The 26,985-nt window shown below is 73.7% G+C and carries 22 protein-coding genes, 1 rRNA gene and 1 pseudogene; 4 read left to right on the top strand and 20 right to left on the bottom strand.

Going from position 1 to position 26,985, the window contains the following annotated elements:
* Window positions 1-90: 90 nt before the first annotated feature.
* The 6 genes from ACGFWJ_RS31625 to ACGFWJ_RS31650 form a co-directional block, all read right to left on the bottom strand.
* Window positions 91-564: a hypothetical protein gene (locus ACGFWJ_RS31625; RefSeq protein ID WP_392955594.1), complete on the bottom strand. Its 474-nt coding sequence runs from the start codon at window positions 562-564 to the stop codon at window positions 91-93.
* Window positions 565-605: 41 nt separating this feature from the next.
* Window positions 606-1,667 (bottom strand): ParA family protein, encoded by a 1,062-nt coding sequence (locus ACGFWJ_RS31630; RefSeq protein ID WP_387636889.1) that lies wholly within the window; start codon window positions 1,665-1,667, stop codon window positions 606-608.
* Window positions 1,668-2,147: 480 nt separating this feature from the next.
* The gene (gene ald / locus ACGFWJ_RS31635; RefSeq protein ID WP_100586047.1) at window positions 2,148-3,263 is read right to left on the bottom strand and encodes an alanine dehydrogenase; all 1,116 of its coding nucleotides are present in this window, start codon (window positions 3,261-3,263) and stop codon (window positions 2,148-2,150) included.
* A 242-nt stretch (window positions 3,264-3,505) separates the two neighbouring features.
* The gene (locus ACGFWJ_RS31640; protein ID WP_392955596.1) at window positions 3,506-5,392 is read right to left on the bottom strand and encodes a tetratricopeptide repeat protein; all 1,887 of its coding nucleotides are present in this window, start codon (window positions 5,390-5,392) and stop codon (window positions 3,506-3,508) included.
* 749 nt (window positions 5,393-6,141) lie between these two features.
* Window positions 6,142-6,756, bottom strand: a complete 615-nt coding sequence (locus ACGFWJ_RS31645; protein ID WP_387636891.1) for an NUDIX domain-containing protein — start codon at window positions 6,754-6,756, stop codon at window positions 6,142-6,144.
* A 149-nt stretch (window positions 6,757-6,905) separates the two neighbouring features.
* Complete coding sequence (locus ACGFWJ_RS31650; protein ID WP_392955598.1) at window positions 6,906-8,576, bottom strand: CTP synthase; 1,671 nt, start codon at window positions 8,574-8,576, stop codon at window positions 6,906-6,908.
* A 352-nt stretch (window positions 8,577-8,928) separates the two neighbouring features.
* Between ACGFWJ_RS31650 and ACGFWJ_RS31655 the strand changes: the two genes are divergently transcribed.
* Window positions 8,929-10,857, top strand: coding sequence for a glycoside hydrolase family 15 protein (locus tag ACGFWJ_RS31655; protein ID WP_392955600.1), 1,929 nt, complete (start codon window positions 8,929-8,931; stop codon window positions 10,855-10,857).
* Between the two features lie 7 nt (window positions 10,858-10,864).
* Here ACGFWJ_RS31655 and ACGFWJ_RS31660 read toward each other — a convergent pair whose 3' ends face one another.
* From ACGFWJ_RS31660 to ACGFWJ_RS31670, 3 genes are all read right to left on the bottom strand, one after another.
* Entirely contained in the window at window positions 10,865-12,025 is a 1,161-nt protein-coding gene (locus ACGFWJ_RS31660; RefSeq protein ID WP_392955602.1) for a glycosyltransferase family 4 protein, read from the bottom strand.
* Between the two features lie 140 nt (window positions 12,026-12,165).
* Window positions 12,166-13,896: a DNA repair protein RecN gene (gene recN / locus ACGFWJ_RS31665; protein ID WP_392955628.1), complete on the bottom strand. Its 1,731-nt coding sequence runs from the start codon at window positions 13,894-13,896 to the stop codon at window positions 12,166-12,168.
* A 64-nt stretch (window positions 13,897-13,960) separates the two neighbouring features.
* Window positions 13,961-14,593, bottom strand: a complete 633-nt coding sequence (locus ACGFWJ_RS31670; protein WP_387636722.1) for a YitT family protein — start codon at window positions 14,591-14,593, stop codon at window positions 13,961-13,963.
* Window positions 14,594-14,706: 113 nt separating this feature from the next.
* On the opposite strand from ACGFWJ_RS31670, the gene ACGFWJ_RS31675 reads away from it, so the two are divergent.
* Window positions 14,707-16,182 carry a PLP-dependent aminotransferase family protein gene (locus ACGFWJ_RS31675; protein ID WP_392955604.1) on the top strand — a complete coding sequence of 492 codons (1,476 nt, stop codon included), beginning with the start codon at window positions 14,707-14,709 and terminating at the stop codon, window positions 16,180-16,182.
* A gap of 226 nt (window positions 16,183-16,408) precedes the next feature.
* On the opposite strand, the gene ACGFWJ_RS31680 is transcribed toward ACGFWJ_RS31675, so the two are convergent.
* The 4 genes from ACGFWJ_RS31680 to ACGFWJ_RS31695 form a co-directional block, all read right to left on the bottom strand.
* A complete protein-coding gene (locus tag ACGFWJ_RS31680) occupies window positions 16,409-17,311 on the bottom strand; it encodes an NAD kinase (protein ID WP_100586040.1) in 903 nt (300 codons plus the stop codon).
* A 91-nt stretch (window positions 17,312-17,402) separates the two neighbouring features.
* Window positions 17,403-18,209: a TlyA family RNA methyltransferase gene (locus ACGFWJ_RS31685; RefSeq protein ID WP_392955606.1), complete on the bottom strand. Its 807-nt coding sequence runs from the start codon at window positions 18,207-18,209 to the stop codon at window positions 17,403-17,405.
* A gap of 36 nt (window positions 18,210-18,245) precedes the next feature.
* On the bottom strand, window positions 18,246-18,401 hold the full coding sequence (locus ACGFWJ_RS31690) for a hypothetical protein (RefSeq protein ID WP_387868380.1): 156 nt from the start codon (window positions 18,399-18,401) through the stop codon (window positions 18,246-18,248).
* Window positions 18,394-19,314 (bottom strand): hypothetical protein, encoded by a 921-nt coding sequence (locus tag ACGFWJ_RS31695; RefSeq protein ID WP_392955609.1) that lies wholly within the window; start codon window positions 19,312-19,314, stop codon window positions 18,394-18,396. The genes ACGFWJ_RS31690 and ACGFWJ_RS31695 overlap by 8 nt, the downstream gene beginning before the upstream one ends.
* A 187-nt stretch (window positions 19,315-19,501) precedes the next feature.
* Here ACGFWJ_RS31695 and ACGFWJ_RS31700 point away from each other — a divergent pair, with 187 nt between their 5' ends.
* The gene (locus ACGFWJ_RS31700) at window positions 19,502-19,849 is read left to right on the top strand and encodes an SCP2 sterol-binding domain-containing protein (protein WP_392955611.1); all 348 of its coding nucleotides are present in this window, start codon (window positions 19,502-19,504) and stop codon (window positions 19,847-19,849) included.
* 9 nt (window positions 19,850-19,858) lie between these two features.
* Here ACGFWJ_RS31700 and ACGFWJ_RS31705 read toward each other — a convergent pair whose 3' ends face one another.
* From ACGFWJ_RS31705 to ACGFWJ_RS31720, 4 genes are all read right to left on the bottom strand, one after another.
* Complete coding sequence (locus ACGFWJ_RS31705; RefSeq protein WP_392955613.1) at window positions 19,859-20,347, bottom strand: hypothetical protein; 489 nt, start codon at window positions 20,345-20,347, stop codon at window positions 19,859-19,861.
* Window positions 20,348-20,573: 226 nt separating this feature from the next.
* Complete coding sequence (locus ACGFWJ_RS31710) at window positions 20,574-21,185, bottom strand: hypothetical protein (RefSeq protein WP_392955615.1); 612 nt, start codon at window positions 21,183-21,185, stop codon at window positions 20,574-20,576.
* 60 nt (window positions 21,186-21,245) lie between these two features.
* Window positions 21,246-22,259: an HAD-IIA family hydrolase gene (locus ACGFWJ_RS31715; RefSeq protein WP_392955617.1), complete on the bottom strand. Its 1,014-nt coding sequence runs from the start codon at window positions 22,257-22,259 to the stop codon at window positions 21,246-21,248.
* Between the two features lie 42 nt (window positions 22,260-22,301).
* A complete protein-coding gene (locus ACGFWJ_RS31720) occupies window positions 22,302-22,874 on the bottom strand; it encodes a tetratricopeptide repeat protein (protein WP_387636746.1) in 573 nt (190 codons plus the stop codon).
* Between the two features lie 41 nt (window positions 22,875-22,915).
* Between ACGFWJ_RS31720 and ACGFWJ_RS31725 the strand changes: the two genes are divergently transcribed.
* Window positions 22,916-24,271 (top strand): DUF1015 family protein, encoded by a 1,356-nt coding sequence (locus ACGFWJ_RS31725; RefSeq protein WP_392955619.1) that lies wholly within the window; start codon window positions 22,916-22,918, stop codon window positions 24,269-24,271.
* Window positions 24,272-24,345: 74 nt separating this feature from the next.
* Here ACGFWJ_RS31725 and ACGFWJ_RS31730 read toward each other — a convergent pair whose 3' ends face one another.
* From ACGFWJ_RS31730 to rrf, 3 genes and pseudogenes are all read right to left on the bottom strand, one after another.
* Complete coding sequence (locus tag ACGFWJ_RS31730) at window positions 24,346-25,218, bottom strand: tetratricopeptide repeat protein (protein WP_387636896.1); 873 nt, start codon at window positions 25,216-25,218, stop codon at window positions 24,346-24,348.
* A gap of 33 nt (window positions 25,219-25,251) precedes the next feature.
* A pseudogene (locus ACGFWJ_RS31735) lies at window positions 25,252-26,631 on the bottom strand (hypothetical protein); the annotation flags it as partial.
* 267 nt (window positions 26,632-26,898) lie between these two features.
* Window positions 26,899-26,985 (bottom strand): 5S ribosomal RNA (gene rrf, locus ACGFWJ_RS31740); the annotation flags it as partial.

Consider the following 26,985-nt stretch of genomic DNA (forward strand, 5'->3'; position numbering starts at 1 on the left):
CGCGGGGAACTGCGCGAATCGGAAGGCGCCCACCGGCAAGATCGCGTCCCACGACAAATGACCTGCACGTGGACGCGCCCCGAGCGGCAGCTAACGCCCCCGAAGCCGCCGAACCAGAATCGACGCCTCGCCCCGCTGCTCCAGATCCGCGAGCACCACCGAAATCGCCTCGCGCACCACCCGTCCGCGATCGACCGCCAGGCCGTGCTCGCCGCGCAGCACCAGTCGCGCGTGCTCCAGGTCCATCAGTTCCTCGGCGGAGACGTACACGGTGATCTTCTCGTCGTGCCGTTCCCGCCCGGACGGGCGCCGGGCCCGTCCGCGTCCGCGCACCGTCGTGGTCGCCGCCCGCCGCGCCGCCTCGGCGGGGTCCTCCGCGCGCCCCGCAGGGCCGGCAGGGGGCTCCGGCCGGGCGCCCGGGACGTCCGCGGTGCGGCCCGCCCCGGGAGCGCCCTGACCGTCCTTCGAGGGCTCCTGCGCCCCGGCAGGCCCGCCCTTGGAGGGCCCGCCGTTGGCAGGCCCGCCGCCGGAACCGTTCCGCGCGAGCGAGGGCGACAGGGCCATTCCGCCCGTGGACCGGAACAGTTCGTCGGCCCCCGGGAGGCTCACTCGACGGGGCGGCACCGGTCGAGCACCTCCCTGGCGAGCTGACGGTACGCGGCCGCGCCGACCGAGTTGGTGGCGTAGGTGGTGATCGGCTCACCGGCCACGGTGGTCTCGGGGAACCTGACGGTCCGTCCGATGACGGTGTGGAAGACGTGCTCGCCGAACGCCTCGACGACCCGGGCCAGCACCTCGCGCGAGTGCACGGTGCGGGAGTCGTACATGGTGGCGAGGATGCCGTCCAGGCGCAGTTCGGGGTTGAGCCGCTCGCAGACCTTCTCGATGGTCTCGGTGAGCAGCGCGACGCCGCGCAGCGCGAAGAACTCGCACTCCAGCGGCACGATGACGCTGTGAGCGGCCGTCAGGGCATTGACCGTCAGCAGGCCCAGCGAGGGCTGGCAGTCGATGATGACGTAGTCGTAGTCGGGCAGCAGCGGCTTGAGCGCGCGGGCCAGCGCGGACTCGCGGGCGACCTCGCTGACCAGCTGCACCTCGGCGGCGGACAGGTCGATGTTGGACGGCAGCAGGTCCATGCCGGGGATGGCGGTCTTCAGCAGGACCTCATCGGCCGTCAGGCCCCGCTCCATGAGCAGGTTGTAGACCGTGACGTCGAGTTCCATCGGGTTGACGCCGAGGCCGACGGAGAGCGCGCCCTGCGGGTCGAAGTCCACCAACAGGACCCGGCGGCCGTACTCGGCGAGTGCGGCGCCCAGGTTGATGGTGGAGGTGGTCTTGCCGACTCCGCCCTTCTGGTTGCACATCGCGATGATCTGCGCGGGGCCGTGCTCGGCGACCGGCGCGGGGATCGGGAAGTACGGCAGCGGGCGGCCGGTCGGTCCGACCCGCTCGCGGCGCTGGCGGGCCGCGTCGGGGGCCAGGGTGGCCGCGTACTCGGGGTCGGGCTCGTACTCGGCGTCGGGGTCGTCGTAGGGCCCGTAGCCGAGCTCGTTGTACGCGAGTCCGTACGCCGCGAAGTCGGCGTCGTAGTCGGTGACGGCAGTCGCCGCGCTCTGGCGGGCCTCGAAGGTGCGGACCGCGACCGAGCCGACCTCCTGCGCACCCACCGTGGCGTGCCGGGCTTCCTCGTTCGGCTGCCCGGCGGAGAGCTCCGCCAGTCCTGGCTGACCACCCCCGGGAGCAAATGTCGACTCATTCACAAGTCGTCTTACCTCCTTGGCCATCCAGGACTCTATGTCGATTCGTCAGCGTGGCAGCATGCCAACGGTTTGCGACTCTAGGCCGTTTCGGGCATTCGCAGCAACACAATCCACGGTAGTGGGCACGTTGTGTCGGCCACCCACCCACCCCGTGTCAAGAGACGAGCCTAACGTTTCCGCGCAGGCGGGGGGCCATGAGGGGCCGTCAGGTGGTCTTGTCGACAGAGCGGGTGACAAACCGCACCGGAATTGACCGACCGTGGACACGCCCGGACACCTCTGGACACCGCCGAACACCTCGGCGGAACCCCCCGGGCCGGCCGCGGGCATGCCGAAGCCCCCGGACCGAAAGGAAGAACGGCCGGGGGCGACAGCAGGTGCGGGACGTCAGGCGAGGACGCTCTCCAGCGAGACCGACTCCAGGCCGAAGGCCTCGGCGACGGCCGGGAAGGTGATCTGGCCCTCGTGCACGTTCAGGCCCTTGGCGAGCGCGGCGTCGCGGCGCAGCGCGTCCTTCCAGCCACGGTTCGCCAGCTCCACCACGTACGGCAGGGTGGCGTTGGTGAGGGCGTAGGTGGAGGTGTTCGGGACGGCGCCCGGCATGTTCGCCACGCAGTAGAAGACCGAGTTGTGGACCTGGAAGGTCGGCTCGGCGTGCGTGGTGGCGTGCGAGTCCTCGAAGCAGCCGCCCTGGTCGATGGCGATGTCGACGAGCACGGAGCCCGGCTTCATGCGGGAGACCAGCTCGTTGGTGACCAGCTTCGGGGCCTTGGCGCCCGGGATCAGCACGGCGCCGATGACCAGGTCGGCCTCGACGACGGCCTTCTCCAGCTCGAACGAGTTGGAGACGATGGCCTTGATCTTGTTGCCGAAGATCTTGTCGGCCTCGCGCAGCTTGTTGATGTCGCGGTCCAGCAGGGTCACGTCGTAGCCCATGCCGATGGCGATGGTGGCCGCGTGCCAGCCGGAGACGCCACCGCCGATGACGACGGCCTTGGCCGAGTGGGTGCCGGGCACGCCACCGGGCAGGGTGCCGCGGCCGCCGGCCGGACGCATCAGGTGGTACGAGCCGACCTGCGGGGCCAGGCGGCCCGCGACCTCGGACATCGGGGCCAGCAGCGGCAGGGCGCCGTTCGCCAGCTGCACGGTCTCGTACGCGATGGCGGTGGTGCCGGAGGCGAGCAGCGCGTCCGTGCCCGGGCGGTCGGCCGCCAGGTGCAGGTAGGTGAAGAGGGTCTGGCCCTTGCGCAGTCGGTGGTACTCCGACGCGATGGGCTCCTTCACCTTGAGGATCATGTCGGCCGCGGCCCACACCTCGTCGGCGGTGGGGAGGATGGTCGCACCGGCGGCCACGTACTCCTCGTTGGGGATCGAGGAGCCGACACCGGCGTTGTCCTCGATGACGACCTCGTGTCCGTTGCGGACCAGCTCATGCACACCGGCAGGCGTGATGGCCACGCGGTACTCGTGGTTCTTGACCTCGCGGGGGATGCCGACCTTCACGGGCTAACACGTCCTCTTGCATGGGGATTCCTACCGGGGGAAGACCGGCGGGTTGCCGCACACGATGAGCACAACGGGGGCAACCGGTGCATAGATCCATGCGCGACTGAGTTCGAGTGTAATGAAGCCCAGGCAGCGTGTCAGCCTTCCAAAGCGAACAAATCAGCTCGACTCGTTGGCAGATTCGTAGGCTTCCGTGCCTTCTGGGGCCACATTGCGGGATGAACTCCGCACTCAAGACACTACTCCGAAAGCGGACGAAACCCCTCCCGGCCCAGGTGCCGCCGCAGGCGATCGGCCAGCGCCGCGACCCGCTCCTCGCCCTGCGCGTCGCCGGTCCGGCGCAGCACCGCCGCCGCCGAGCGGTACTCGCGCAGCGCCTCCTCGAAGCGCCGCAGCGCGGTGTGCGCCTCCGCCAGCCGCACCAGCAGCCGCGCCTCCGCGACCGGGTCGCCGACCGCCTGCCGCAGCACCAGCGCCCGCCCGTACGCGTCGGCGGCCCGCAGCGGATCGCCGAGCGCCCGGTGGCAGTGGCCGACGCCCTCCAGCGCGCGGGCACAGCCGTCCTCGTCCCCGGCGCCCCGGGACAGCTCCACGGCCCGGCGGTAGCGCTCCGCGGCCTGCTCCCAGCGGTCCGCCTCCGCCTGCAGCTCGGCGAGGTTGAGCAGCGCGGCGGCGGCCCGGCGCGGGGCACGCTGCCGCTCGGCGACCTTCAGCACCGACTCGTGCAGCGCGTGCAGATCGGCCGGCGCGGCCTCCCCGGTCAGCGGCAGCGCGCGCAGCAGCGCCGCCACCAGCCGGCCCGCGCTGCCGTCCAGGTCGCCCTGGCCGACGGCGTCCGCGACGGCGGTGAGAAGTTGCTCACGCTCCCCCAGCAGCCACTGCCCGGCGTGCGCGGCCGAACGCAGCCGCAGCGGCCCCGGCAGCGGGTCCGGGTTCGGCCCGGCCGCCGGATCCAGCAGCAGCCGCGCCGAATCGACCAGCCGCACCAGCCGCTCCAGCAGCCGGGCCCGGGCCAGCTCCAGCTCGGACGGCCGATCGATCTCGGTCCGCAGCTCCACCAGCCGCCCGTACAGCCGCCCCGGCACGCGGTAGCGCTCCGTGCCGTCCGCGGCCGCCGGCTCCCGCTCCATCAGTTCCAGCTCGGCCAGCGCCGCCAGATGCGTCCCGGCCTCCGGCGCCGGGCAGCCCACCAACGCCGACGCGGTCCGCAGATCGACCTGCTGGCCGGGCGCCAGCGTGCACAGCCGCAACAGCCTGGCCCGGGCAGCCGGAAGGCGCCGGTACGCGGGCTCGAACGCCCCCCGCAGCGGATCGCCCTCCACCACCGGCACGGTGTCCGACTGCTCCGCCCCGTCCGCGCGGGAGCGCTCCCGCACCTGCTCCGGCGGACGACGCAACCGGGCCGCCGCCTCCGTGACGGCCAGCCTCGGCTCCGTCCGCAACCAGCCCGCGGCCAGCCGCAGCGCGGCCGGACGATTCGCACACGCCTCCGCGAGATCGGCCGCGCCCACCGGGTCGCAGGAGATCCGGGTACCGCCGACCAGCTCGGACAGCAACTCGAGCGTGACCCGGTGCTCCAGGCCGCCCAGGATCACCGGATCGATACCCTCGATACCGGTCAACGGCCCCGAGGTGGTGGCCAGCACCACCGACTCGGTCTTCTCCGCGAGCAGCGGCCACACCTGCCCGGTGTCCCGCACGTCGTCCAGCAACAGCAACGCCCGCCGCGACGTCAGCGCCTCGCGCAGCGCCTCGCACGCCGGATCCTCCTCGGCCGCCCCCGGCAGCAACGCCAGACCCGGCCGCTCACCGAGCTGCTCCAGCAGCCTTCTCGCGGCCCGCCCCGCCCCCACCCGCGTCCCGTCCGGCGCCGACATCCGCGCGTAGAGCAACCCGTCCGGGTACTCCCCCGCCACGCTTCGCGCCCACTCCACGGCCAACGCGGTCCGGCCCGACCCCGGCCGCCCCGCCAGCACCAGCAACCGCCCCCGCCCCGACGCGGGCCGGCCCGCGGCCACCCTCAGCGCCGCGAGTTCCGCCGTACGCCCCCCGAACGGCCGGGCGCCCGCAGGCAACGCGTCGAAGATTCCGGTCGCCTCGGCCACCGCCGCCGCATCCCTCGCCACCCGCGCCACTCCCGACCCGTCGCCCAGCCCCCCGGACCCGCACACCGGGCCCTGTCCGCGAAGCGTAGTTCGACCACCCCGCCCTACCCGGACACCCCGGTCCCACCAACCCCCACACCACCCCCCCGGCCCAACCCGCCCACACAAGCCGCACAGAACGCAACGGGCAGTGTGGACACGCTCCCGACCCCCGCCCCGTGGGGTCCTGCCGGGTGCCGGCTGGCCCGGGGCGCGCACTCAGAACGCCCCGCATCGTGGGGTTCTGCCGGGTGCCGACAGGGCCCAGGGCGCCGGCAAGCGCCCCCGCATCGTGAGGTCCTGCCGGGCGCCGACAGGGCCCGGGACGCCGGCAAGCGACCCCGCACCCCTTTAGTTCTGCCGGGCACCGACAGGGCCCAGGGCACCGGCAAGCGACCCCGCCCCGCGGGGTCCTGCCGGGTGCCGACAGGGCCCGGGACGCCGGCAAGCGACCCCGCACCCCTTTAGTTCTGCCGGGCGCCGACAGGGCCCAGGGCGCCGGCAAGCGACCCCGCATCGTGGGGTTCTGCCGGGCGCCGACAGGGCCCAGGGCACCGGCAAGCGCCCCCGCCCCGCGGGGTCCTGCCGGGCGCCGACAGGGCCCAGGGCACCGGCAAGCGACCCCGCACCCCTTTAGTTCTGCCGGGTGCCGGGTGGGCCCGCGAAGCGGGGCGGGCGCAGGAGGGCGACCCGACATCCCCTTGAAGCCCCCACCCTCGCGAAGCGGCGTCTCAGAACGGCCGAGCCGGCCAGGGCGCATCCGCCGGACGGAGGGCGTCGATGCCGCCGCGCGTCAGGGCCGTGTGGAGGGCGAGGGTGCCGGTGACCAGGGTCGGGTTGTGAAGTTCGCCGGCCAGGACCAGGTCGAGCAGCTGCTCCAGCGGGACCCACGCGGACTCGAGTTCCAGCTCCTCGCCGTGGGCCGCGTAGCGGTCCCCTTCGGCCTCGGAGAGGTCGGTGGCGAGGAACAGCCGCAGCGCCTCGTTGCTGCCGCCGGGCGAGGTGTAGAAGTCGACCAGTAGCCGCCAGTTCCCCGCCTTGCAGTACGCCTCCTCGAACAGCTCCCGCTGCGCCGCGTGCAGCGGGTTCTCGCCGGGAACGTCCAGCAGCCCGGCGGGGAGTTCCCAGAGCCGGTGCCGGACGGGGTGCCGGTACTGGCGCAGGACGAGGACGCGGGCCTGTTCGTCGACGGCGAGGACGGCCACCGAGCCGGGGTGGAGCTGGTAGTCGCGCTGGGCCCATTTGCCGTCGGGCATCCGCACCTGCTCGGAGCGCATGCCCGTCATCCGGCCCTGGAAGGGCGTGTGCCCGTCCCGGACGTCCCATTCCTCGGCCACGTCGCGCATTCCGGTCACCGGGCACCCCTTCTCGTCAGTCAGACACAAAGGACCAATCTAGCGGAGCCGAGGCCCCGACACGCCGAGGCCGCCCGTCCCGGAGCGAACTCCGGGACGGGCGGCCTCAGAACAGCACGGCCTCGAAAACCGAGAGAGCGTCAGCCGACCTTGCGGTCGATCGCCGCGGCGACCAGACCCGCGAACAGCGGGTGCGGCCGGGTCGGGCGGGACTTCAGCTCGGGGTGGGCCTGGGTGGCGACCAGGTAGGGGTGGACCTCGCGCGGGTACTCGACGTACTCGACCAGGTCGCCCTTCGGGGAGAGGCCGGAGAACTGCAGGCCGGTCTTCTCCAGGTCCGCGCGGTAGGCGTTGTTGACCTCGTAGCGGTGGCGGTGGCGCTCCTCGACGTACTGCTCGCCGCCGTACACCTCGCGCACGATGGAGCCCTCGGCGAGCTTCGCCGGGTACAGGCCCAGGCGCATGGTGCCGCCCAGGTCGCCCTTGCCGTCGACGATGGCGAGCTGCTCGGCCATGGTGGAGACGACCGGGTGCTTGGCGGCCGGGTCGAACTCGGTGGAGTTCGCCTCGGGCAGGCCGGCCAGGTTGCGGGCGGCCTCGATGACCACGCACTGCAGGCCCAGGCAGAGGCCGAGCAGCGGGATCTTGTTCTCGCGGGCGAAGGTGATCGCGCCGACCTTGCCGGTGACACCGCGGTCGCCGAACCCGCCGGGGATGCAGATCGCGTCGACGTCACCGAGCTGCTGCTGCGCACCCTCGGGGGTCTCGCAGTCGTCGGAGGTGACCCACTTGATCTCGACCCGGGCGTTGTTGGCGAAGCCGCCGGCGCGCAGCGCCTCGGTCACCGACAGGTAGGCGTCCGGCAGGTCGATGTACTTGCCGACCAGGGCGACCTTGACCACGTGCTGCGGCTCGTGGACGCGGCGCAGCAGGTCGTCCCAGGTGGTCCAGTCGACGTCGCGGAACGGCAGGTCGAGGCGGCGCACCACGTAGGCGTCCAGGTTCTCGGCGTGCAGCACCTTGGGGATGTCGTAGATCGACTTGGCGTCGATCGCGGCGACCACGGCCTCTTCGTCGACGTCGCACATCAGCGAGATCTTGCGCTTGATGGCCTGCGGCACCTCGCGGTCGGCGCGCAGCACGATCGCGTCGGGCTGGATGCCGATGTTGCGCAGCGCGGCCACCGAGTGCTGGGTGGGCTTGGTCTTGAGCTCGCCGGACGGGCCGATGTAGGGCAGCAGCGACACGTGCACGAAGAAGACGTTGTCGCGGCCGACCTCGTGGCGGACCTGGCGGACGGCCTCCAGGAACGGCAGCGACTCGATGTCGCCGACGGTGCCGCCGACCTCGGTGATGACCACGTCGACGTCCTCGGTCGCCATGCGGCGGATCCGGGACTTGATCTCGTTGGTGATGTGCGGGATGACCTGGACGGTGTCGCCGAGGTACTCGCCGCGCCGCTCCTTGGCGATCACGGTGGAGTAGACCTGGCCGGTGGTGACGTTCGCCGAGCCGTGCAGGTTGGTGTCGAGGAAGCGCTCGTAGTGACCGATGTCGAGGTCGGTCTCGGCGCCGTCGTCGGTGACGAAGACCTCACCGTGCTGGAACGGGTTCATGGTGCCCGGGTCCACGTTGAGGTAGGGGTCGAGCTTCTGCATCGTCACGCGCAGGCCGCGGGCCTTGAGAAGCGCGCCGAGGCTCGAGGCGGTGAGGCCCTTGCCGAGCGAAGAGGCGACACCCCCGGTGACGAAGAGGTGCTTGGTCGTCACGGCGCGGCCGTTGGCCGACTTGCCGGAATGGGGCTGTGCCAAGAGGGGGCTCCCGTGGGTGTCGTGTCGGAGAGTGACGCCGGTGGAGGGGCTACCCGGCCCTCGTTCCCACCAGTTCCACGGGATACCAGCGTATCAGTGCCCCGGCGAGTGCTCGCCCGCGTCCGGGTGGGCGGGGCCCCGGCGGGTCGTCCGGACGGGTCGTCCGGGGGGGCGGGAAAGGGCCTGGAGGGCATGCGGCGCACGGGGTGCGGGCAGGCGGGCGGGGGAATCCGGACGCGCCCGAAACACCCGAATCATCGTATTCTGCTCAAACGTCGACATCCTCGCCCGACCCCCGACCCATGCGCACCGCCGCCGCCGGGGCACGCTGGGCCGCTGGGAACGGAGAGCCATGGCCGGTCGCATCGAGGACTACGCGCTCATCGGGGACATGCAGACGGCCGCGCTGGTCCGCCACGACGGCGCCGTCGACTGGCTGTGCCTGCCGCGGTTCGACTCGCCCGCGGTGTTCGCGGGGCTGCTCGGCACCGACGAGCACGGGTTCTGGCGGATCGGCCCGGCGCTGCCCGTCGAGCCGCCGCCCGCCGCCACCCCGCCGAGCCGGGGCCTGCTGGACGCCGCCGAGCCGCCCGTCCCGCCGGTGACCGCCGCCGCACCCGCGCTGCCCTGCGACCGGCGCCGCTACCGGGGCGACTCGCTGATCCTGGAGCAGGAGTGGGACACCCAGGGCGGCACCGTCCGGGTGATCGATTTCATGCCGCCGCGCCACCTGCTCGGCACCCCCGACGTGCCGCAGATGATCCGCATCGTGGAGGGCCTGGCCGGCACCGTCCGGATGCGCTCGGCGGTGCGGATGCGGTTCAGCTACGGCCGGATCGTGCCCTGGGTGCACCGGGTGGAGCAGCCCGGCGGCGGGCACCGCACCGTCGCGGTGGCCGGCCCCGACTCGGTGTGGCTGGACGGCCGGGCCGAGACCTACGGCCGCGACCTGACCACGTACGCCGACTTCACCGTCACCGAGGGTGAGCGGATCGCCTTCGGGCTGACCTGGAAGGCCTCGCACGAGCCGGCCCCGACGCCGCCGGACGCCGAGGACGCGCTGAAGTCCACCGAACGGTTCTGGCGCGAGTGGGTCGAGCAGTGCCGCTACCGGGGCCCCTACCGGGAGGCCGTGGTCCGCTCGCTGATCACCCTGAAGGCGCTCACCTACGCCCCGACCGGCGGCATCGTCGCCGCCCCCACCACCTCGCTGCCCGAGGACCTCGGCGGCGAACGCAACTGGGACTACCGCTACACCTGGCTGCGGGACGCCGCGATCACGCTGTCCTCGCTGCTGCGCACCGGCTACCGCGAGGAGGCCCGGGCCTGGCGCGAGTGGCTGCTGCGCGCGGTGGCCGGCGACCCGGAGAACCTGCAGATCATGTACGGCATCGCCGGGGAGCGCGAACTCACCGAGTCCTCGCTCGACTGGCTGCCCGGCTACGAGGACTCCCGCCCGGTCCGGGTCGGCAACGGCGCCGCCGGGCAGCTCCAGCTCGACGTGTACGGCGAGGTCGTCGAGGCACTGCACCTGGCCACCATGTCGGGCCTGGCCCGGCACGACCACGCCCACCAGCTCCAGCTGCGCCTGATCGAGTACCTCGAGGACCACTGGCGCAACCCCGACGAGGGCATCTGGGAGGTCCGCGGCCCGCGCCGGCACTTCGTGCACTCCAAGGTGATGGCCTGGGTCGCCGTCGACCGCACCCTCAAGCTGCTGGAGCAGCTGGAGAACGTGCCGCCGGGCCTGGCGGAGCGCTGGCAGAAGCTGCGCGCCGAGATCCACGCGGACGTGTGCGCCAAGGGCTACGACCCGGACCGCAACACCTTCACCCAGTACTACGGCGGCAAGGAGCTGGACGCCTCACTGCTGCTGATCCCGCAGGTCGGCTTCCTGCCGCCGGACGACAAGCGGGTGATCGGCACCATCGAGGCGATCCAGCGCGAACTGTCCACCGAGGACGGCTTCGTGCTGCGCTACCCGACACACGACGAACAGGGCAACAACGTCGATGGCCTGTCCGGACACGAAGGGGCGTTCCTGGCCTGCTCGTTCTGGCTGGCCGACGACCTGGCGATGATCGGCCGGGTCGGCGAGGCCCGCGAGCTGTTCGAACGGCTGCTGGCGCTGCGCAACGACCTGGGACTGCTCGCCGAGGAATGGGATTCGCGGACGCGCCGTCAGGTCGGCAACTTCCCGCAGGCGTTCAGCCACGTACCGCTGATCGACACGGCGCTGCGACTGACCGCCGCGGGCGGGCTGGACCTGTCGTCGCACTGACGCCCCGTCATTGCTGACGCTGCACCAGTTCGTCGTAGATGGACAGCACCTGGGCGACGGTGGCCGCCTCGTCCGGCCAGGTGCGGGCCTGGGCATGGCCGGCGTCCGCGAGTTCGGCGCACCGCTTGTCGTCGGCGAGCAGCTCACGGACGGCGCCGCCGAGCGCCTGCGGGTCGGCGAACGGGACCAGCACGGCGGCGTCGCCGACGAGTTCGGGGATGCCGCCGACGGCGGTGGCGACCACCGGGACGCCGGCCCGCATCGCCTCCTGGGCGACCAGCGAACGGGCCTCCCAGCGGGAGGAGAGCACCACCAGGTCGGCGGCGGCCAGCAGGTCGGGGATGTCGGTGCGGTGGCCGAGCACCTCCACGGGCAGCTTCTCGGCGCGCACCCGCTCGGCCAGCGCCTGCCGTTCGGGGCCGTCGCCGGCCAGCAGCACGTGCGGCATCGGTTCGCCGGGGGCGGCGAAGTGCGGGACGGCGTCCAGCAGCAGCGAGAAGCACTTCTGCGGGACCAGGCGGCCGATCGCCAGCACCACGGGGCGCCCGTCGTCGATGCCGGGCAGCGCGGCCCGGGCCGCGGCGCGGTCGAGGTCGGCGGGCGGCAGCGGCGGGGCGGCGACCGGGCCGAGCCGGGCGTCGGTGGCGCCGAGTTCACGGGCCCGGGCGACCAGGTCGGAGGAGGCGCCGAGCACCAGGTCGGCGGCCCGCACCACACGGCGTTCCATCAGGCGTTGCAGCCGGCGGTCCAGGCCGGTGGAGAGCAGAGCGTGGTGCGAGGTGACCACCAGCGGGGTCTCCGGGCGGATGCCGGGGAACCGGCCCGCGGTGCGCAGCGCCAGGTCGGACAGCAGGCCGGCCCGCAGGCCGTGCGCGTGGACGACGTCGGCGCCGGTGAAGGCGCGGCGCAGCTCGCCGATCGCGACGGTGTCGGAGCGGGCCCCGGAGGTGGGGGTGATGTCCACGGTGTGCAGGCGGGCGCCGGCCGCGGAGAACCCGTAGCGGCGGTCGGCGCCCTCGGGCGCGCAGACCGTGACCGTCACCCCGTGGGCGACCAGACCCTGCGTCAGGGAGCGTACGTGCGCGCCGATCCCGCCCGTCGCGGCGGCCAGGACGAGCACCACATGCAACTGGGGGGCCGCGGTGGCCCGGGCGGCGGAATGGTCCACGTCGTCTTCGCTCCGACTCGTAGTCAGCTGGTTTCCGCTCGCCACGATGCCAGGTCTCTCGCCCTCTTGGACAGTCGGCACCGCTGCGGCGCGTCGCCCGGCCGTACGGGCCGGGCGACGCGTGCGGGGGCGGGGCGGGGTCAGCCCCGGGCGGTGCGGGCGGCCGCCAGCAGTTCCTCGGCGTGTGCCCGGCCGAGCTCGGAGTCCTCCAGGCCGGCCAGCATCCGGGACAGCTCGCGCACCCGTTCCTCGTCGTTGAGGGTCTTCACGCCGCTGCGGGTGACGGTGCCGTCGTTGGTCTTCTCCACCACCAGGTGCCGGTCGGCGAACGCGGCGACCTGCGGCAGGTGGGTCACCACCACCACCTGGGCGCTGCGGGCGAGCTTGGCCAGGCGGCGGCCGATCTCCACGGCGGCCTTGCCGCCGACGCCCGCGTCGACCTCGTCGAACAGGTAGGTCGGCACCGGGTCGGCGCCGGCGAACACCACCTCGACGGCCAGCATGACGCGGGACAGCTCGCCGCCGGAGGCGCCCTTGGCGATCGGGCGGGGCTGCGCGCCGGGGTGCGGGGCGAGCAGCACCTCGACCTCGTCCACGCCGTGCGCGCCGTAGGAGACGGTGCGGCCCTCGATCTCGATGCCGGACAGGTCGTCGACCTGGCTGATCGCGAACGTCACCCGGGCGTGCGGCATGGCGAGTTCGGCGAGCTCGCCGGAGACGGCGGCGGCGAACTTGTCGGCGGCGGCGTGCCGGGCGTGCGACACCTCGGCCGCCAGGTCGGCCAGCTGGGCGCGCAACTCGGTCTCCTGCGCGCCGAGTTCGTCGATCCGCTCGTCGTCGCCGTCGAGTTCCAGCAGCCGCACCGAACCGGCCTCGGCCCAGGCGACCACCTCGGCGAGGGTGCCCTCGGTGCCGGAGTACTTGCGGACCAGGTGGGCGAGGACGGCGCGGCGGTCCTCGACGGCGGCCAGGCGCACCGGGTCGGCGTCCAGGTCGTCGGCGTACCCGGCAAGGTCGCCGGCCACGTCGGCGAGCAGGTAGCCGACCTCGCCGAGGCGGTCGGCGAGCTGCGCGAGGCGCTCGTCGTGGTGCCGGACGGCGTCCACGGCGCGGCGGGCCTGGGCGAGCAGGGTGCCGGCGTCCACGGCCTCCGGGTCGGCGGGGTCGCCCGCCAGCGCGGCGTGCGCGAGCGTCGCGGCGGAGGACAGCGCGTCGGCGTGGCCGAGGCGCTCCGCCTCCACGGCCAGTTCGGCGTCCTCCCCGGCGACGGGTTCGGCGGCGGCGATCTCCTCCAGGCCGAAGCGCAGCAGGTCGGCCTCCTGGGCGCGTTCCCGGGCCCGGGTGGTCAGCTCCTCCAGCGTCGCGGACACCTCGCGCAGGGTGCGGTACACCTCGCGGTAGCGGGCCAGCGGCTCCGCGACGGCCTCGCCCGCGTACCGGTCGAGCGCGCCGCGCTGCCGGGACGGGCGCAGCAGCCGCTGCTGGTCGGTCTGGCCGTGCACGGCGATCAGGTCCTCGCCGAGCTCGGCGAGCAGCCCGACCGGCACCGAGCGGCCGCCGACGTGCGCCCGCGAGCGGCCCTCGGCGGAGACGGTACGGCTGATCAGCAGTTCGCCGTCGTCGAGTTCGGCGCCCGCCTCCTGGGCCCGGGCCACCACCGGCGAGGCCGGGTCGAGCGCCAGCCGGCCCTCGACGACGGCCCGCTCGGAGCCGTTGCGCACCAGCGCCGGGTCGGCCCGGCCGCCGAGCAGCAGCCCGAGGCTGGTCACCACCATGGTCTTGCCGGCGCCGGTCTCGCCGGTGACGGCGGTGAAGCCGGGGGCGAGTTCGACCACCGCGTCGTCGATGACACCCAGATCCCGTATCCGCATCTCGTCCAACACGGAGACGACCTTACGAGGTTCCACCGTCGGCGCGCGACGACCGCCCCCCGGTTCACCCGGAGGTGGCGGCCGGAACGGGCACCGTGAGGCGCGGCAGGAAGAACTGCACCAGCGGGCCGATGGCCAGTGCGTAGGCGACCGTGCCGACGCCGAACGTCCCGCCGAGGGCGATGCCGGCGGCCAGTACGGTCAACTCGATGCCGGTGCGGATCAGCCGCACGGAACGGCCGGTGCGCCGGTGCAGGCCGGTCATCAGGCCGTCCCGCGGGCCGGGGCCGAGCCGCGCCCCGATGTACAGGCCGGTCGCCACGGCGTTCAGCACGATGCCTGCCACCAGCAGCGGGATCCGGGCGGCGAGCGCGTGCGGGTGCGGCAGCAGCGCCAGCGTGGCGTCCATCGCGACGCCGAGGACCGCCACGTTGCCGACCGTGCCGACGCCCGGTTTCTGCCGCAGCGGTATCCACAGCAGCAGCACCAGCACGCCGACCAGCGTCACCCAGGTGCCGACGCTCAGGCCGAGGTGCCGGGCCAGGCCCTGGTGGAACACGTCCCACGGGTTGCCGCCCAGCGAGGAGCGCAGCACCAGGGCCATCGAGACGCCGTACAGCACCAGGCCCGCGGCGAGCTGGACAACCCGGCGGGGCAGGTCGGTGGAGCGGGCGAACAAAGGCAGGGAGACCGCCATCGGGTGGACCTCTTCTCGTACGGTGCTTGCCGTTCCTCGGCACTGAACGCCACTATGGGCAGTCCAAAAGGGCACCCGACAGGGCCAATCCGATCCGAGTGGACTGATTTCCGATGGCCGAGTGGCACAGCACCCTGACCCCGCACGCCCTCGCCCGCCAACTGCCCCCGGCGGACGGCCGCCACCCCGCCTACCGGGCACTCGCCGACCGGGTCTCCCGGCTGGTCGCCGACGGTCGCCTCCCGGCCGGCACCCGGCTGCCCGCCGAACGCGAACTCGCCGCCGAACTCCGGCTCAGCCGCACCACCGTCGCCGCCGCGTACGAGGCACTGCGCGCCGACGGCTTCCTGCGCTCCCGGCGCGGCGCCGGCTCCTGGACGGCCCTGCCCGAAGGCACCCGGCCGCCCGCCGACGCCCTGCACCCGCTCGGCCCCGACCGGCCAGGCAGCGAACTCGACCTCGGCCTCGCCGCGCCCATCGCCCCGCCCCAGCTCGCCGAGGCCGCCGCCCACGCCCTCGAGCGGCTGCCCGCCTACACCTGCGGCCATGGCACCTACCCGACCGGCCTGCCCGTCCTGCGTGAAGCCGTCGCCCGCCGCTTCACCGAACGCGGCCTGCCCACCGGCCCCGACCAGATCCTGATCACCACCGGCGCGATGAGCGCCCTCCACCTCGCCCACCACACACTGCTCACCCGCGGCGACCGGGTCGCCGTCGAAGCACCCAGCTACCCCAACACGCTGCGCGCCCTGGACCGCCACGGCGCCCGCCTGGTACCCGTCCCGTTCGCCACCGACCATGCCGGGCAAGCGGGTTGGGACCTCCCCCAGTGGCAACGCGTTCTCCGCGGCGCCGCCCCCAAACTCGCCTACACCATCCCCGACTTCCAGAACCCCACCGGCGCCCTGATCGACGAGGACCAGCGCCGCGCCCTGCTCGCCCACGCCCGCGCCGCCGGCACCGCCGTCCTCGCCGACGAGACCTGCGCCGAACTCGGCTGGGGCGTCGCCGACTCCGACCTGCCCCGCCCGCTCGCCGCACTCGACCGCGACGCCCGGGTGATCACCGTCGGCTCGGCCGGCAAACTGCTCTGGCCCGGCCTACGGATCGGCTGGCTGCGCGCCCAACCGTCCCTGGTCCGTCAACTCGCCACCGACCGGGCCCTGTTCGACCTCGGCACCCCGGTCCTCGACCAGCTGATCACCACCCGCCTGCTGACCCACCACCTCCCCGCCGTCCGCGCCGACCGGCACGCCGGCCTGCGCGCCACCGCCGAAGCCTTCGCCGCCGCCCTGCCCCGGCACTTCCCCCACTGGCGCTTCACCCTCCCACCCGGCGGCCTCGCCCTCTGGGTGGCCACCCCCGGCCTCCCCGCCACCGCCCTCGCCCGAGCCGGCGAACGCCTCGGCGTCCGCATCGCCTCCGGCGCCCGCTTCGGCATCGACGGCGCGTTCGAGGAGTACCTCCGCCTCCCCCTCACCCTCCCCGCCACCCACGTCCCCGACGCCCTCCACCGCATCACCCAGGCCGCCGAACTCGCCCGCAAGGAGCGCTTCGCGACAGCGGATCCGGAGCCGTGCAGCCTCTGAACCCAGCGGGTAAAGGGCGCGAAACGCAGGCGGGCGCGAAAACAGGGGCGCGGGGAACTGCGCGAAGCGGAAGGCACCCAACCGCAAGATCGCGGCGCAGGACAATGACTTGCACGTGCTCGCGACCTTACGGCCAGGCTTTGCGCTTGTCGCGCAGTTCCCCGCGCCCCTGGTTGCTCACCCGCCAGCTCGCGCAGCTCTCCCCGCGCCCCTGGTTGTGCTCGCCTCAGCTCGTTCCCGAGCGCCCGCGCCAGCCTGTCACCGGCAGCGCGAACTTCGCGACCAGCCGGTCCGTGAACGGCGCCCGGTGCAGCCGCGCCAAGCGGACCGGCGTCTTGCCCCTGCGGACCTCCACCCGTGCGCCGGCCGGGAGTTCGACCGAGCGCCGCCCGTCGCACCACAGCACCCCGTGAGGCGTTTTCGGCTGCACCTCGACGGCCAGCACCGAGTCCGGCGACGTCACCAGCGGACGGGCGAACAGCGCGTGCGCACTGATCGGCACCATCAGCAGCGCCTCCACCTCCGGCCACACCACCGGCCCGCCACCGGAGAACGCGTACGCCGTGGAGCCGGTGGGCGTCGAAAGCACCACGCCGTCGCAGCCGAAGTTCGACACCGGGCGGCCGTCCACCTCGGTGACGACCTCCAGCATCCGCTCGCGTGCCGCCTTCTCCACCGAGGCCTCGTTGAGTGCCCAGTCCTCGTGCAGCACATCGCCGTTGGTGCGGACGAGGACGTCGATGGTCATCCGCTCCTCGACGGCGTAGTCGGCGTCCACCACCCGGTCGACCACCGTCGCCAGGTCGTCGCGCTCGGCCTCGGCGAGGAAGCCGACCCGGCCGAGGTTGATGCCGAGCATCGGCAGCCCGGATTCGCGGGCCAGTTCCGCCCCCCGCAGCAGCGTGCCGTCCCCGCCCGCGACCAGGATCAACTCGCAGCCGTCGGCCGCGCCCGGGCCGCCCGGCACCAGCTCCACCCCGTCCGGCAGATCCAGGCCCACCGCCTCCGCCTCCAGCAGCCGGATCCGGATCCCCGCCTTCAGCAGGCCGTCCACCAGCCCTTCCACACTGCGCAGGGCGGCCTCCCGGCCGGTGTGCGCGATCAGGAAGACCGTACGACGATCGCTCATTGCCCGCTGCCCTCTCCCTACGCCCGCCGGACCTTGCTGGCCCGGTCGTGGCATGCCAGTCTGCGCAACGCTCGGACGCCTGCCAAGTACCCTACTTGGGGCCCTCCGCCACGGCCCGGTCCGCGTCGGCCGGATCCAGCTGCTCCGCATCCCGGCGCAGCCACAGGAAATACTCCACGTTCCCCGACGGCCCGGGCAGCGGCGACGCCGTCACCGCCCGCACGCCCAGGCCCAACTGCCAGGCCTGCGACGCCACCTGGCGGATCGTCTCGGCCCGGAGCTCCGGCGAACGCACCACGCCGCCCGAGCCCAGCCGGTCCTTGCCGATCTCGAACTGCGGCTTCACCATCAGCACCAGGTCCGCGTCCGGCGCCGCGCAGCCGGCCAGCGCCGGCAGCACCAGGCCCAGCGAGATGAACGACAGGTCGCCCACCACCAGGTCGACGAGCGTCCCGCCGATCAGCTCCGGCGTCAGCTCCCGCACGTTGGTGCGGTCCATCACCGTCACCCGCTCGTCGCTCTGCAGCGACCACGCGAGCTGCCCGTAGCCGACGTCCACCGCCAGCACGCGGGCCGCGCCCGCGCGCAGCAGCACATCGGTGAAGCCGCCGGTGGACGCCCCCGCGTCCAGCGCGAGCCGGCCCTCCACCACCAGGCCCTGCGGGACGAACGCGGCGAACGCGCCCGCCAGCTTGTGGCCGCCCCGCGACACGTAGTCCGGGTCCGCGTCGTCCTTCGCGACCACCACGGCCGCCGCCGTCTCCACCTGCGTGGCCGGCTTCGTCGCCACCGTGCCGCCCACCGTCACCCGGCCCGCCGCGATCAGTTCGCTCGCATGCTCCCGCGACCGGGCCAGCTTCCGCCGCACCAGCTCCGCATCCAGACGGCGTCGTGCCACTGCCACTACTACGTCAGCTCCCACATTCCGCAATCGTCACTCGCGGTCCAGCGCCGCGAGGGTCGCGGCGAGCCGCGCATGAACATCTTCGTACACCTCGACCAGCTCCCCTGCCCCCACCCCGTCCGTCTCCCCCAGCCGGGCCAGCGCCTCGTCCACCTCGGACTCGCCCGTCCACCGCACCTCACTCACCGTCGGTGCTCCCTGGCTCCGGCTTCGCGGCGGGCTTCCGCGCGGGCGCCTTCTTCGCGGTCGTGGCGTTGCCGGGTGCGGCCTTCTTCTCGGTCGCGGTCTTCTTGGCCGGTGCGGCCTTCTTCGCGGCGGTCTTCTTCGCGGCGGCCTTCTTCGCGGCGGCCTTCTTCGCGGCGGTCTTCTTCGCGGCGGCCTTCTTCACGGCGGCCTTGTTCGCCGCGGCCTTGTTCGCCGCGGCGGGCAGCGGGGCCGACGGGCTGTCGGCGGTGGCCTTCTTGGTCACGGTCTTCTTCGCGGCCGTCTTCTTCGCGGCGGCCTTCTTCGCCACCGTCTTCGGCGTCACGGCCGCGCCGCCCTCCGTCGGGGCCTTTCGCGGCACCGAGCGCTTCGCCGCGGCCTGCTTGGCCGCCGCGCCCTTGCGGGCGGTCGCCTTGCGGGGCGCCGGGGTGGCGGCCGGTGCCGTGTTCGTCGGCTGCCCGGCCGCCCCGTCCGACGCCTCGTCGGCGGGCGCGGGCTCCGCGTCCCACCCGGCGCCGAACAGGCCCTGGGCCCGGGCGGCCGGGCGGACCGTCGGCTCCTCCGGCTTCTCCTCGGGCTCGGGTACGGCCGGCTCGTCGACCTCGCGCAGCTTCGACTCGATGAAGCTCAGCACCACGCCGACCTTCACCACCTGGTCGCCGACCTTCTCGAACACCCGCTCGGCCTCGTTCTTGACGACGCCCGCGACCAGGTCCACCCCGGCCCGCCCGGCCGTCACCGTCTCCTCGGCCAGCACCCGCAACTGCTCGACCCCGGGCGGCAGTTCACCGGTCCGCTGGATCAGCCCCTCGGCCGCGCCCAGCACCCGACGGCTCGCCTCCTCGGCGAGCTCCGTCGCGACCACCACCACACCCCGCACCGCATCCCGCAGCATCCGAACCGCCTCCTCCGCGGGCACCGACTGCCCGCACTGACGCTACCCCGTCCTACGCCGGCCCGTACCCGCCCGCACCACCCGCCCCACGGTCGGCCCCCGGTCACCCCCGCCCGGCCGCCCCGCCCGCCCGGCGCGTTAGCGTGGAACGCCCCACCTATCACCGAGACAGGAGTACGCCGCACCCATGGTCACCATCGAGGAGTGCCGCCGCGCACTGGAGCAGCTCAGCCGCAACCTCGCCGGCGCGAACGGCGACGTCCGCAAGGCCACCGCCCTCGACCGGTCGCTCAGCTGCCACCTCACCGACCTCGGCCTGACCTTCACCGGGCGGCTCACCGACGGGCAGCTCACCGGCATCACCGAAAACCCCGGAGCCCCCACCGCCAAGGCCGACATCCGGCTCACCACCACCGGCGACGACCTGGTCGCCCTGGTCGACGGCAAGCTGGCGTTCCCCACCGCCTGGGCCACCGGCCGCCTCAAGCTGGACGCGAGCTTCCTCGACCTGCTGCGCCTGCGCAGCCTGCTCTGACGCCTGCGCTCACCCGCAGGACTGCTGCGGCCCCGTCGTCGACGTCGCCACCGGCAGCGGCTCGGCGGTCGCCCCCGCCGCCCGCTCCACCCGCAGCTGCGGGGTGCCCTGCGGCATCTCCTTCGCCAGCGCCAGGTAGCACCGGCGCGTCCCGCCCGGCACCTCCGCGGTGCCGACGTCGATCAGCCGCGCCGCCCAGGACCCGCACTGCAACTCCAGCGGCCGCTCGCCCTCGGCGGTGAGCACGGCCGCCCAGCCGCCCGTCTCCAGCCAGCTCCGCGTCAGCACCTTGGCAGCCGGCGGGTCCGCGAGCGGCGTCCGGTCCTGGGGGGCGAAGCACGGGCTCCACCCGCCGGTGGCGTCCAGCCCGGCCACGGTGACGCACCACTTCCCGCCCTGCTCCGACCAGCGGTAGGCCACCGCCTGTTCCGTCCGCCCGACCTCCTGGAACGAACCCGCCACCGGCTCCCGCCCGCCCAGGAACCGCTCCTGCACCATCTGGACAAGCACCGCCGACGGCAGCCCGGTCGGCGTCCCGACCCCGTCCGGTGGCTTGGGGGCCGGCCCTCCCGTGCACCCCGCCAATGCCGACGCGGCCGTCACCAGCCCGGCGACCCCGACAGCACGTCTACGCATCGTCTCCCCTTGGCCGACTCGAAGCCGTAGGGTTACCCGCTGTGGCGATCCCGCAACCGGCCGTGGCCACAACCGAGTTGATGGCTCCTCAGCTCGCCGAGCAGTCCTGCGGATTCGGCCCCGGCGCGCTCCCCCACCCCGACAGCTGCTCGACGGCCATCCCCGTCGGCCGCTGCACCCGCAACTGCGGGTCACCCGGCGGCATGTAGTCGGCCGCCGCCAGGTAGATCCGGTACGGCCCGCGCTCCCCGTCCGCTTCGCCGAGGTAGAACAGCCCCGCCGCCCAACTCCCGCAGCGCAGATCCAGGGGCTCCTCGCCCTCGACGGTGAACAGCGCCGTCCAGATCGACCACGTCCCGCTGCCCTTGACCTCGGCGGCAGGCGGGGCCGCTTTCGGCCCGCGGGGGTTGAAGTCCACTTGCATCAGGCTGTTGCCGGACGGGTCCGCCACTCCGGCGCCCCACCTGCTGTTCGGCAGCAACCAGACGAAGACCAGCATCTGCTCCGTCCGCCCGACTTCCCGGAACGAACCCGCCACCAAGTCCCGCTCGGTCAGGCCCCACACCGACGGGCCGATCTTCACCGGCGGGGCCCATTTCCCGTCCGGTGCCCAGTCGACCACTCGGTTCGTGTACCCCGCCAGCAGCACCGCCAGCGCGAGCACCGCCAGCCCGACACCCCTGACCGCACGTCCGCGCATCATCCCCCCTGGACGATCCGAAGCAGTGCTCCCGGGATACCCGCCCGGCTGATCGTCAACTCACAGCGCTGCCAACGCCTTTGACGTATCGGGGGCCGCCCCGTTCGCGTCCGCCCACGTCCACGCCGCCGCGCACAGCGCCCGCAGCGCGTCGATCCGCTCGCCGCCGCCGTCCAGGGTCAGCGCGCCGCCGTCCACGCCCGCCTCCCAGCCGCCGCAGGCGAACCGGCCGTCGACCGGCTCCGACACCTCGGGCTGCGGCTCCAGCAGGCCGCGCAGGTCGTCCGACAGGTAGGTCGGGCGGTGCTGCACGGGGGCGGCGAGCAGCAGTTCGGGGGTGGTGACGCCGGTGAAGACCAGCAGCGAGTCCACGCCGCCGTTGAACGCGCCCTCGATGTCGGTGTCGAGGCGGTCGCCGACCACCAGCGGACGCGTCGCGCCCGTCCGCAGCACCGTCTCCCGGTGCATCGGCGGCAGCGGCTTGCCCGCCACCTCCGGCGTCACGCCCGTCGCCGCCGACACGGCCGCCACCAGCGTCCCGTTGCCGGGTGCGATGCCGCGCGCGGTCGGAATCGACATGTCGGTGTTCGACGCCACCCACGGCAGGCCCCGGCCCACCGCGTACGAGGCCTCCGCGAGGTCCGCCCAGCCGACCGACGGGTCGTAGCCCTGCACCACCGCCGCCGGGTCGTCGTCCAGGGAACGCACCGGCACCAGCCCGCGCTCCTCCAGCGCCTCCACCAGCCCGGCTCCGCCGATCACCAGCACCCGCGAACCCGCCGGAACCTTCTCCGACACCAGCCGCGCCGCCGCCTGCGCCGAGTTGATCACATCGGCGGGCTCGGCCGGCACCCCCAGCTCCGACAGGTGCTCCGCCACCACCCGCGGCGGCCGCGAGGCGTTGTTCGTCACGTACGCCAGCCGCATCCCGGCCGCCCGCGCCCGCTCCAGGGACTCCACCGCGTGCACGATCGCGTGCGGCCCGGCGTACACCACCCCGTCGAGGTCCAGCAGCGCCGTGTCGTACGCCTCCGTCAACGCCACCGCGCTACCGTGCGGCACGCTCCGCACCATCACAGCTCTCCACTCACCTCGAACGATCGAACACCCGCAACCTTAGGACCCGTCCGGCTCCTCAGGCGGCGCCAAGTACCCCGGTGCCCCCGGCCGCAGCGGACCGAACGCCCCCGCCCGGGCCGCCAGCGTCGCCCGGGTCTGCCGCAGCGCCGCCCGGTAGTGCTTGTTGCCGGGCTGCATCGCGACCGCCAGCGCCAGGTGCTCCGCCGAGGACTCGAAGTCCCCCAGCCGGGCCGCCGCCACGCCCCACCCGAACTGCGCGTAGTCGTCCGACGGGTCCGCCTCCGCCACCGTCCGGAAACTCGCCAGCGCCGCCGCGTACTGCCCGGCGTCGAACTGCGCCCGCGCCAGCGCCTCCCGGATCGACCGCGACCCGGGCTCCGCCTCCGCCGCCCGCGCCAGCAGCTGCACCGCCGCCGCCGGGTGCCGCTCCTCCAACAGCCGCACCCCGCGCCGGAACCAGTCGTACACCCCGCCGCCGGGCGCCCCCGCCGCACTTCCCGAAGAGGCCTCCGCGCCGTCGCCGTCGTGGCTCCCGTAGCTCATCCGCAACTCCCCGCTCTCCTGGTCGGCGCCCACCGCCCCGCCCGCAACCGGAACGGCCGCGTGCATCGCGATCTCCCAACAAGGAGTACCCGGCTAACATGCCCAGGATGAGCGCCCCTCGTGCCGAAATCGGCAACGAGCCCTCGGGCGGCCCCGGAGACCCCGGGCACGTCGCCACCGCAGGGCTGTCCCTGTCCCCGTTCCGCGGCCTGCGCTACGACCCCCAGAAGGTCGGCGACCTGGCCGCGGTGACCTCACCCCCCTATGACGTGGTGGACCCCGGACGGCGCCAGGACCTGGAGACCTCGGACCCGCACAACATCGTCCGACTCATCCTGCCGCGCCCCGAACCGGAGGACTCCGGCCTCCGCCCCGACCGCGACACCCGCTACCGGCACGCAGCCCGCCTGCTGCGCGACTGGCGCGAACAGGGCATCCTCACCGCCGACCCCCGGCCCGCCCTGTACGTCTACGAGCAGCACTCCCCCACCGGCGACCTGCAACGCGGCCTGATCGGCGCCCTCGCCGTCAGCGGCGCCGAAGCGGGCGTCGTCCTCCCCCACGAGGACGTCATGCCCAAGCCCGTCGCCGACCGGGTCGGCCTGATGCGCACCACCCGCGCCAACCTCGAGCCCCTGCTGCTCACCTACCGCGGCCACGGCCGCGCCGCCGAGGTCGTCGAACGCACCGCCGCCGGCGAACCACTGCTGCACGTCACCACCAGCGACGGCACCCACCACCGGCTGTGGGCCGTCACCGCCCCCGCCGACCTGGCCGCCGTCAGCCGCGACCTCGCCACCTGCCGCGCCCTCATCGCCGACGGCCACCACCGCTGGGAGATGTACCTGCGGCTCCAGCGCGAACACCGCCACCTGCCCCGCAGCCCCTGGGACCGCGGCCTGGTCCTGCTCGTCGACACCGACCGCTACCCGCTGCGGGTCCGCGCCATCCACCGCGTCCTGCACCGCCTGCCGCTGCACGCCGCGATCGCCGCCCTCGACCCCGACGTCTGGCAGCTCACCGAACTCCCCGGCTCCCTCGACGACGCCCTCAAGGCCCTCGGTGAGGCCCGCACGGACGCCCGCAACGCCTTCGTCCTCACCGCCGGCGACGACCGCTACCTGCTGCTCACCGGCCCCGACGAACGCACCCTCGACGCCACCGTCCGCACCGACCGCCCCGAGGAATGGCGCCACCTCGACGCCACCGTCCTGCACGCCACCCTGCTCGACCGCACCTGGCACGTCCCCGACAGCCCCGAGCACATCGGCTACCTGCACTCCCCCGAGGCCGCCGTCCGCGAGGCCGCCCGCACCGGTGGCACCGCCGTACTGCTCCACCCCGTCGAGGAACGCGTGGTCCGCCGCCTCGCCGAGCAGGGCGTCACGATGCCCCGCAAGTCCACCTCCTTCGGCCCCAAACCGGCCACCGGACTGGTTCTGCGCTCCCTCGAACTCGGCTGACCCGAACCCGCGCAGCACGCAGAACGGCCCCCGCTCCTACCCGGAACGGGGGCCGTCTGACTGCCAGTTGAGAATCAGGCCTGCTTCGGCTTCTTCTCCTCGAAGGAGTCCTCGTCGTACTCCTCGTCGATCTCGAGGTCGTCGTCGTCGTAGAACTCCTCGACGTCCTCCTCGTCCTCGAAGATCATCCGGTCGTCGCCGATGTCGTCCTTGTTGACCGGCTTGCGGGCCGGCTCCTCGGACTCCACGGCCTCGGCCTCGGCGTCCTCGTCCAGCGCGTCGGTGAACTCCACGCCGTCGATCTCCGCCAGCCGCTCGGACGCGTTGGTCGAACCGTCCGAGTCGGCCTCCACGGCCTTCACGAACCACTCGCGGGCCTCGTCGGCCCGACCCGCCGCGATCAGCGCGTCGGCGTACGCGTAGCGCAGGCGCGCCGTCCACGGGTGGATCGCCGAGGACGCCAGCTCCGGGCTCTGCAGCGTCACCACGGCCGCGTCGAACTGCTCCAGGTCCGCGCGGGCACCCGCCGCGACCAGGCGCATCTCGACCTGACCGGCCTTGTCCAGCTGCTTCGTCTCGGGCTCGCCGGCCATCGCCAGCGCCCGCTCCGGACGGCCCAGACCACGCTCGCAGTCCGCCATCACCGGCCACAGGTCCACCCGGCCGGTCATCCGCCGCGCCGCACGGAACTCGGTCAGCGCCTCGGAGTACCGCTGCGTCATGTACGACGCGAAACCGGCCGCCTCACGGACGCTCGCCACACGCGACGCCAGCCGCAGCGCGACGCGCGAGTAGTTGTAGGCCTCCTCCGGCTCACTGTCGAGCAGCCGCGCGACCATCACCAGGTTGCGCGCCACGTCGTCGGCGAGGGTCTTCGGCAGGCTCTTCAGGTCCTGACGGACATCCGCGTCGATCTCGAACCCGGTCACGTCGTCCGGGATCGGCAGCCGGCGCACCGGCTCCATCCGACGCTCGTCCTGGTCGCGGTTGAACCCGCCACGGTCGTCCCGGCCACCCCGGTAGCCACCGCGGTCGCCGCGGTCGTCACGGGAACGGAACCCGCCACGGTCACCGCGGTCGTCCCGACGGAAGCCGCCACGGTCGCCCTGCGGGCGGTCGCCACGGTCGTCACGGCGGAAGCCGCCCTGGGGGCGGTCGCCACGGTCGTCACGGCGGAAGCCGCCCTGGGGGCGGTCGCCACGGTCGTCGCGACGGAACCCGCCCTGCGGACGGTCGCCACGGTCGTCACGGCGCTCGAACCCACCGGTGCGCTGCGGACGGTCGTAGCCGCCACGCTCGTCCCGGTCCCGCCCGTACGACGGACGGTCCTCACGCGGACGGAACCCACCCTGGGGACGGTCGCCGCGGTCGTCACGGCGGAAGCCACCCTGCGGACGGTCGCCGTACGACGGACGGTCGCCACGGTCGCTGCGGTAGCCGCCGCCCTGGGGACGGTCGCCACGGTCGTCACGACGGAAGCCACCCTGCGGACGGTCACCACGGTCGTCACGACGGAACCCGCCCTGCGGACGGTCGCCACGGTCGTCACGGCGTTCGAACCCGCCGGTGCGCTGCGGACGGTCGTAGCCGCCACGCTCGTCCCGGTCCCGCCCGTACGACGGACGGTCCTCACGCGGACGGAACCCACCCTGCGGGCGGTCCCCACGGTCGTCACGACGGAAGCCACCCTGCGGACGGTCGCCGTACGACGGACGGTCGCCACGGTCGCTGCGGTAACCGCCGCCCTGGGGACGGTCGCCACGGTCATCGCGCCGGAAGCCACCCTGCGGGCGGTCGCCGTACGACGGACGGTCGCCACGGTCGCTGCGGTAGCCGCCACCCTGGGGACGGTCACCACGGTCATCACGGCGGAAGCCACCCTGCGGACGGTCATCCCGACGGAAGCCGCCACGGTCGCCCTGCGGACGCTCGTCACGGCCGCGGAAGCCGCCGCCCTGGGGGCGGTCGCCACGGTCGTCACGACGGAAGCCGCCCTGCGGACGGTCGCCATACGACGGACGGTCGCCACGGTCACTGCGGTAACCGCCACCCTGGGGACGGTCACCACGGTCGTCACGGCGGAAGCCGCCGCCCTGGGGACGGTCGCCACGGTCGTCACGACGGAAGCCGCCGCCCTGGGGGCGGTCGCCGTACGACGGGCGGTCGCCACGGTCGCTGCGGTAACCACCGCGGTCGGCGCCACGGTCGCCGCGGTCGTCACGACCGCGGTAGCCGCCGCCTTCGCCACGGTCGTCACGACGCGGGCCGCGGTCGTTCGACCAGCCCCCGCGCGACCTGGGCTCGTAGCCCCGGCCGCCGTCGTTACGGCGCTCGGGCCGGTCCTGGGGCGGGTTCGACATGCTGGTGACTCCTGTCTGCACACTGCTGGCTCTAGAGGCGCCACTGCCGATCCATCGACACCAGCGCGCGATCCGGACGACCCCCGAACCCCACCAGGGCCCGGTCCGTCCGTTACATCCGTCTTGTCCATTGTCCGGCACACGAGCGAGCACCGCGTCCGGGTGCCCGACCGCCGTCTGCCGGCCGTCTGTGTTCGGCTGAAAAAGCCCAACAAAAAAAGGCCGAGGCCCCAGCTCATCGCTGGGGCCTCGGCCTTTTGAAGAATTGTTCGGCGGCGTCCTACTCTCCCACAGGGTCCCCCCTGCAGTACCATCGGCGCTGTGAGGCTTAGCTTCCGGGTTCGGAATGTAACC

The organism is Kitasatospora sp. NPDC048407 (assembly GCF_043200475.1).
Taxonomy (GTDB): domain Bacteria; phylum Actinomycetota; class Actinomycetes; order Streptomycetales; family Streptomycetaceae; genus Kitasatospora.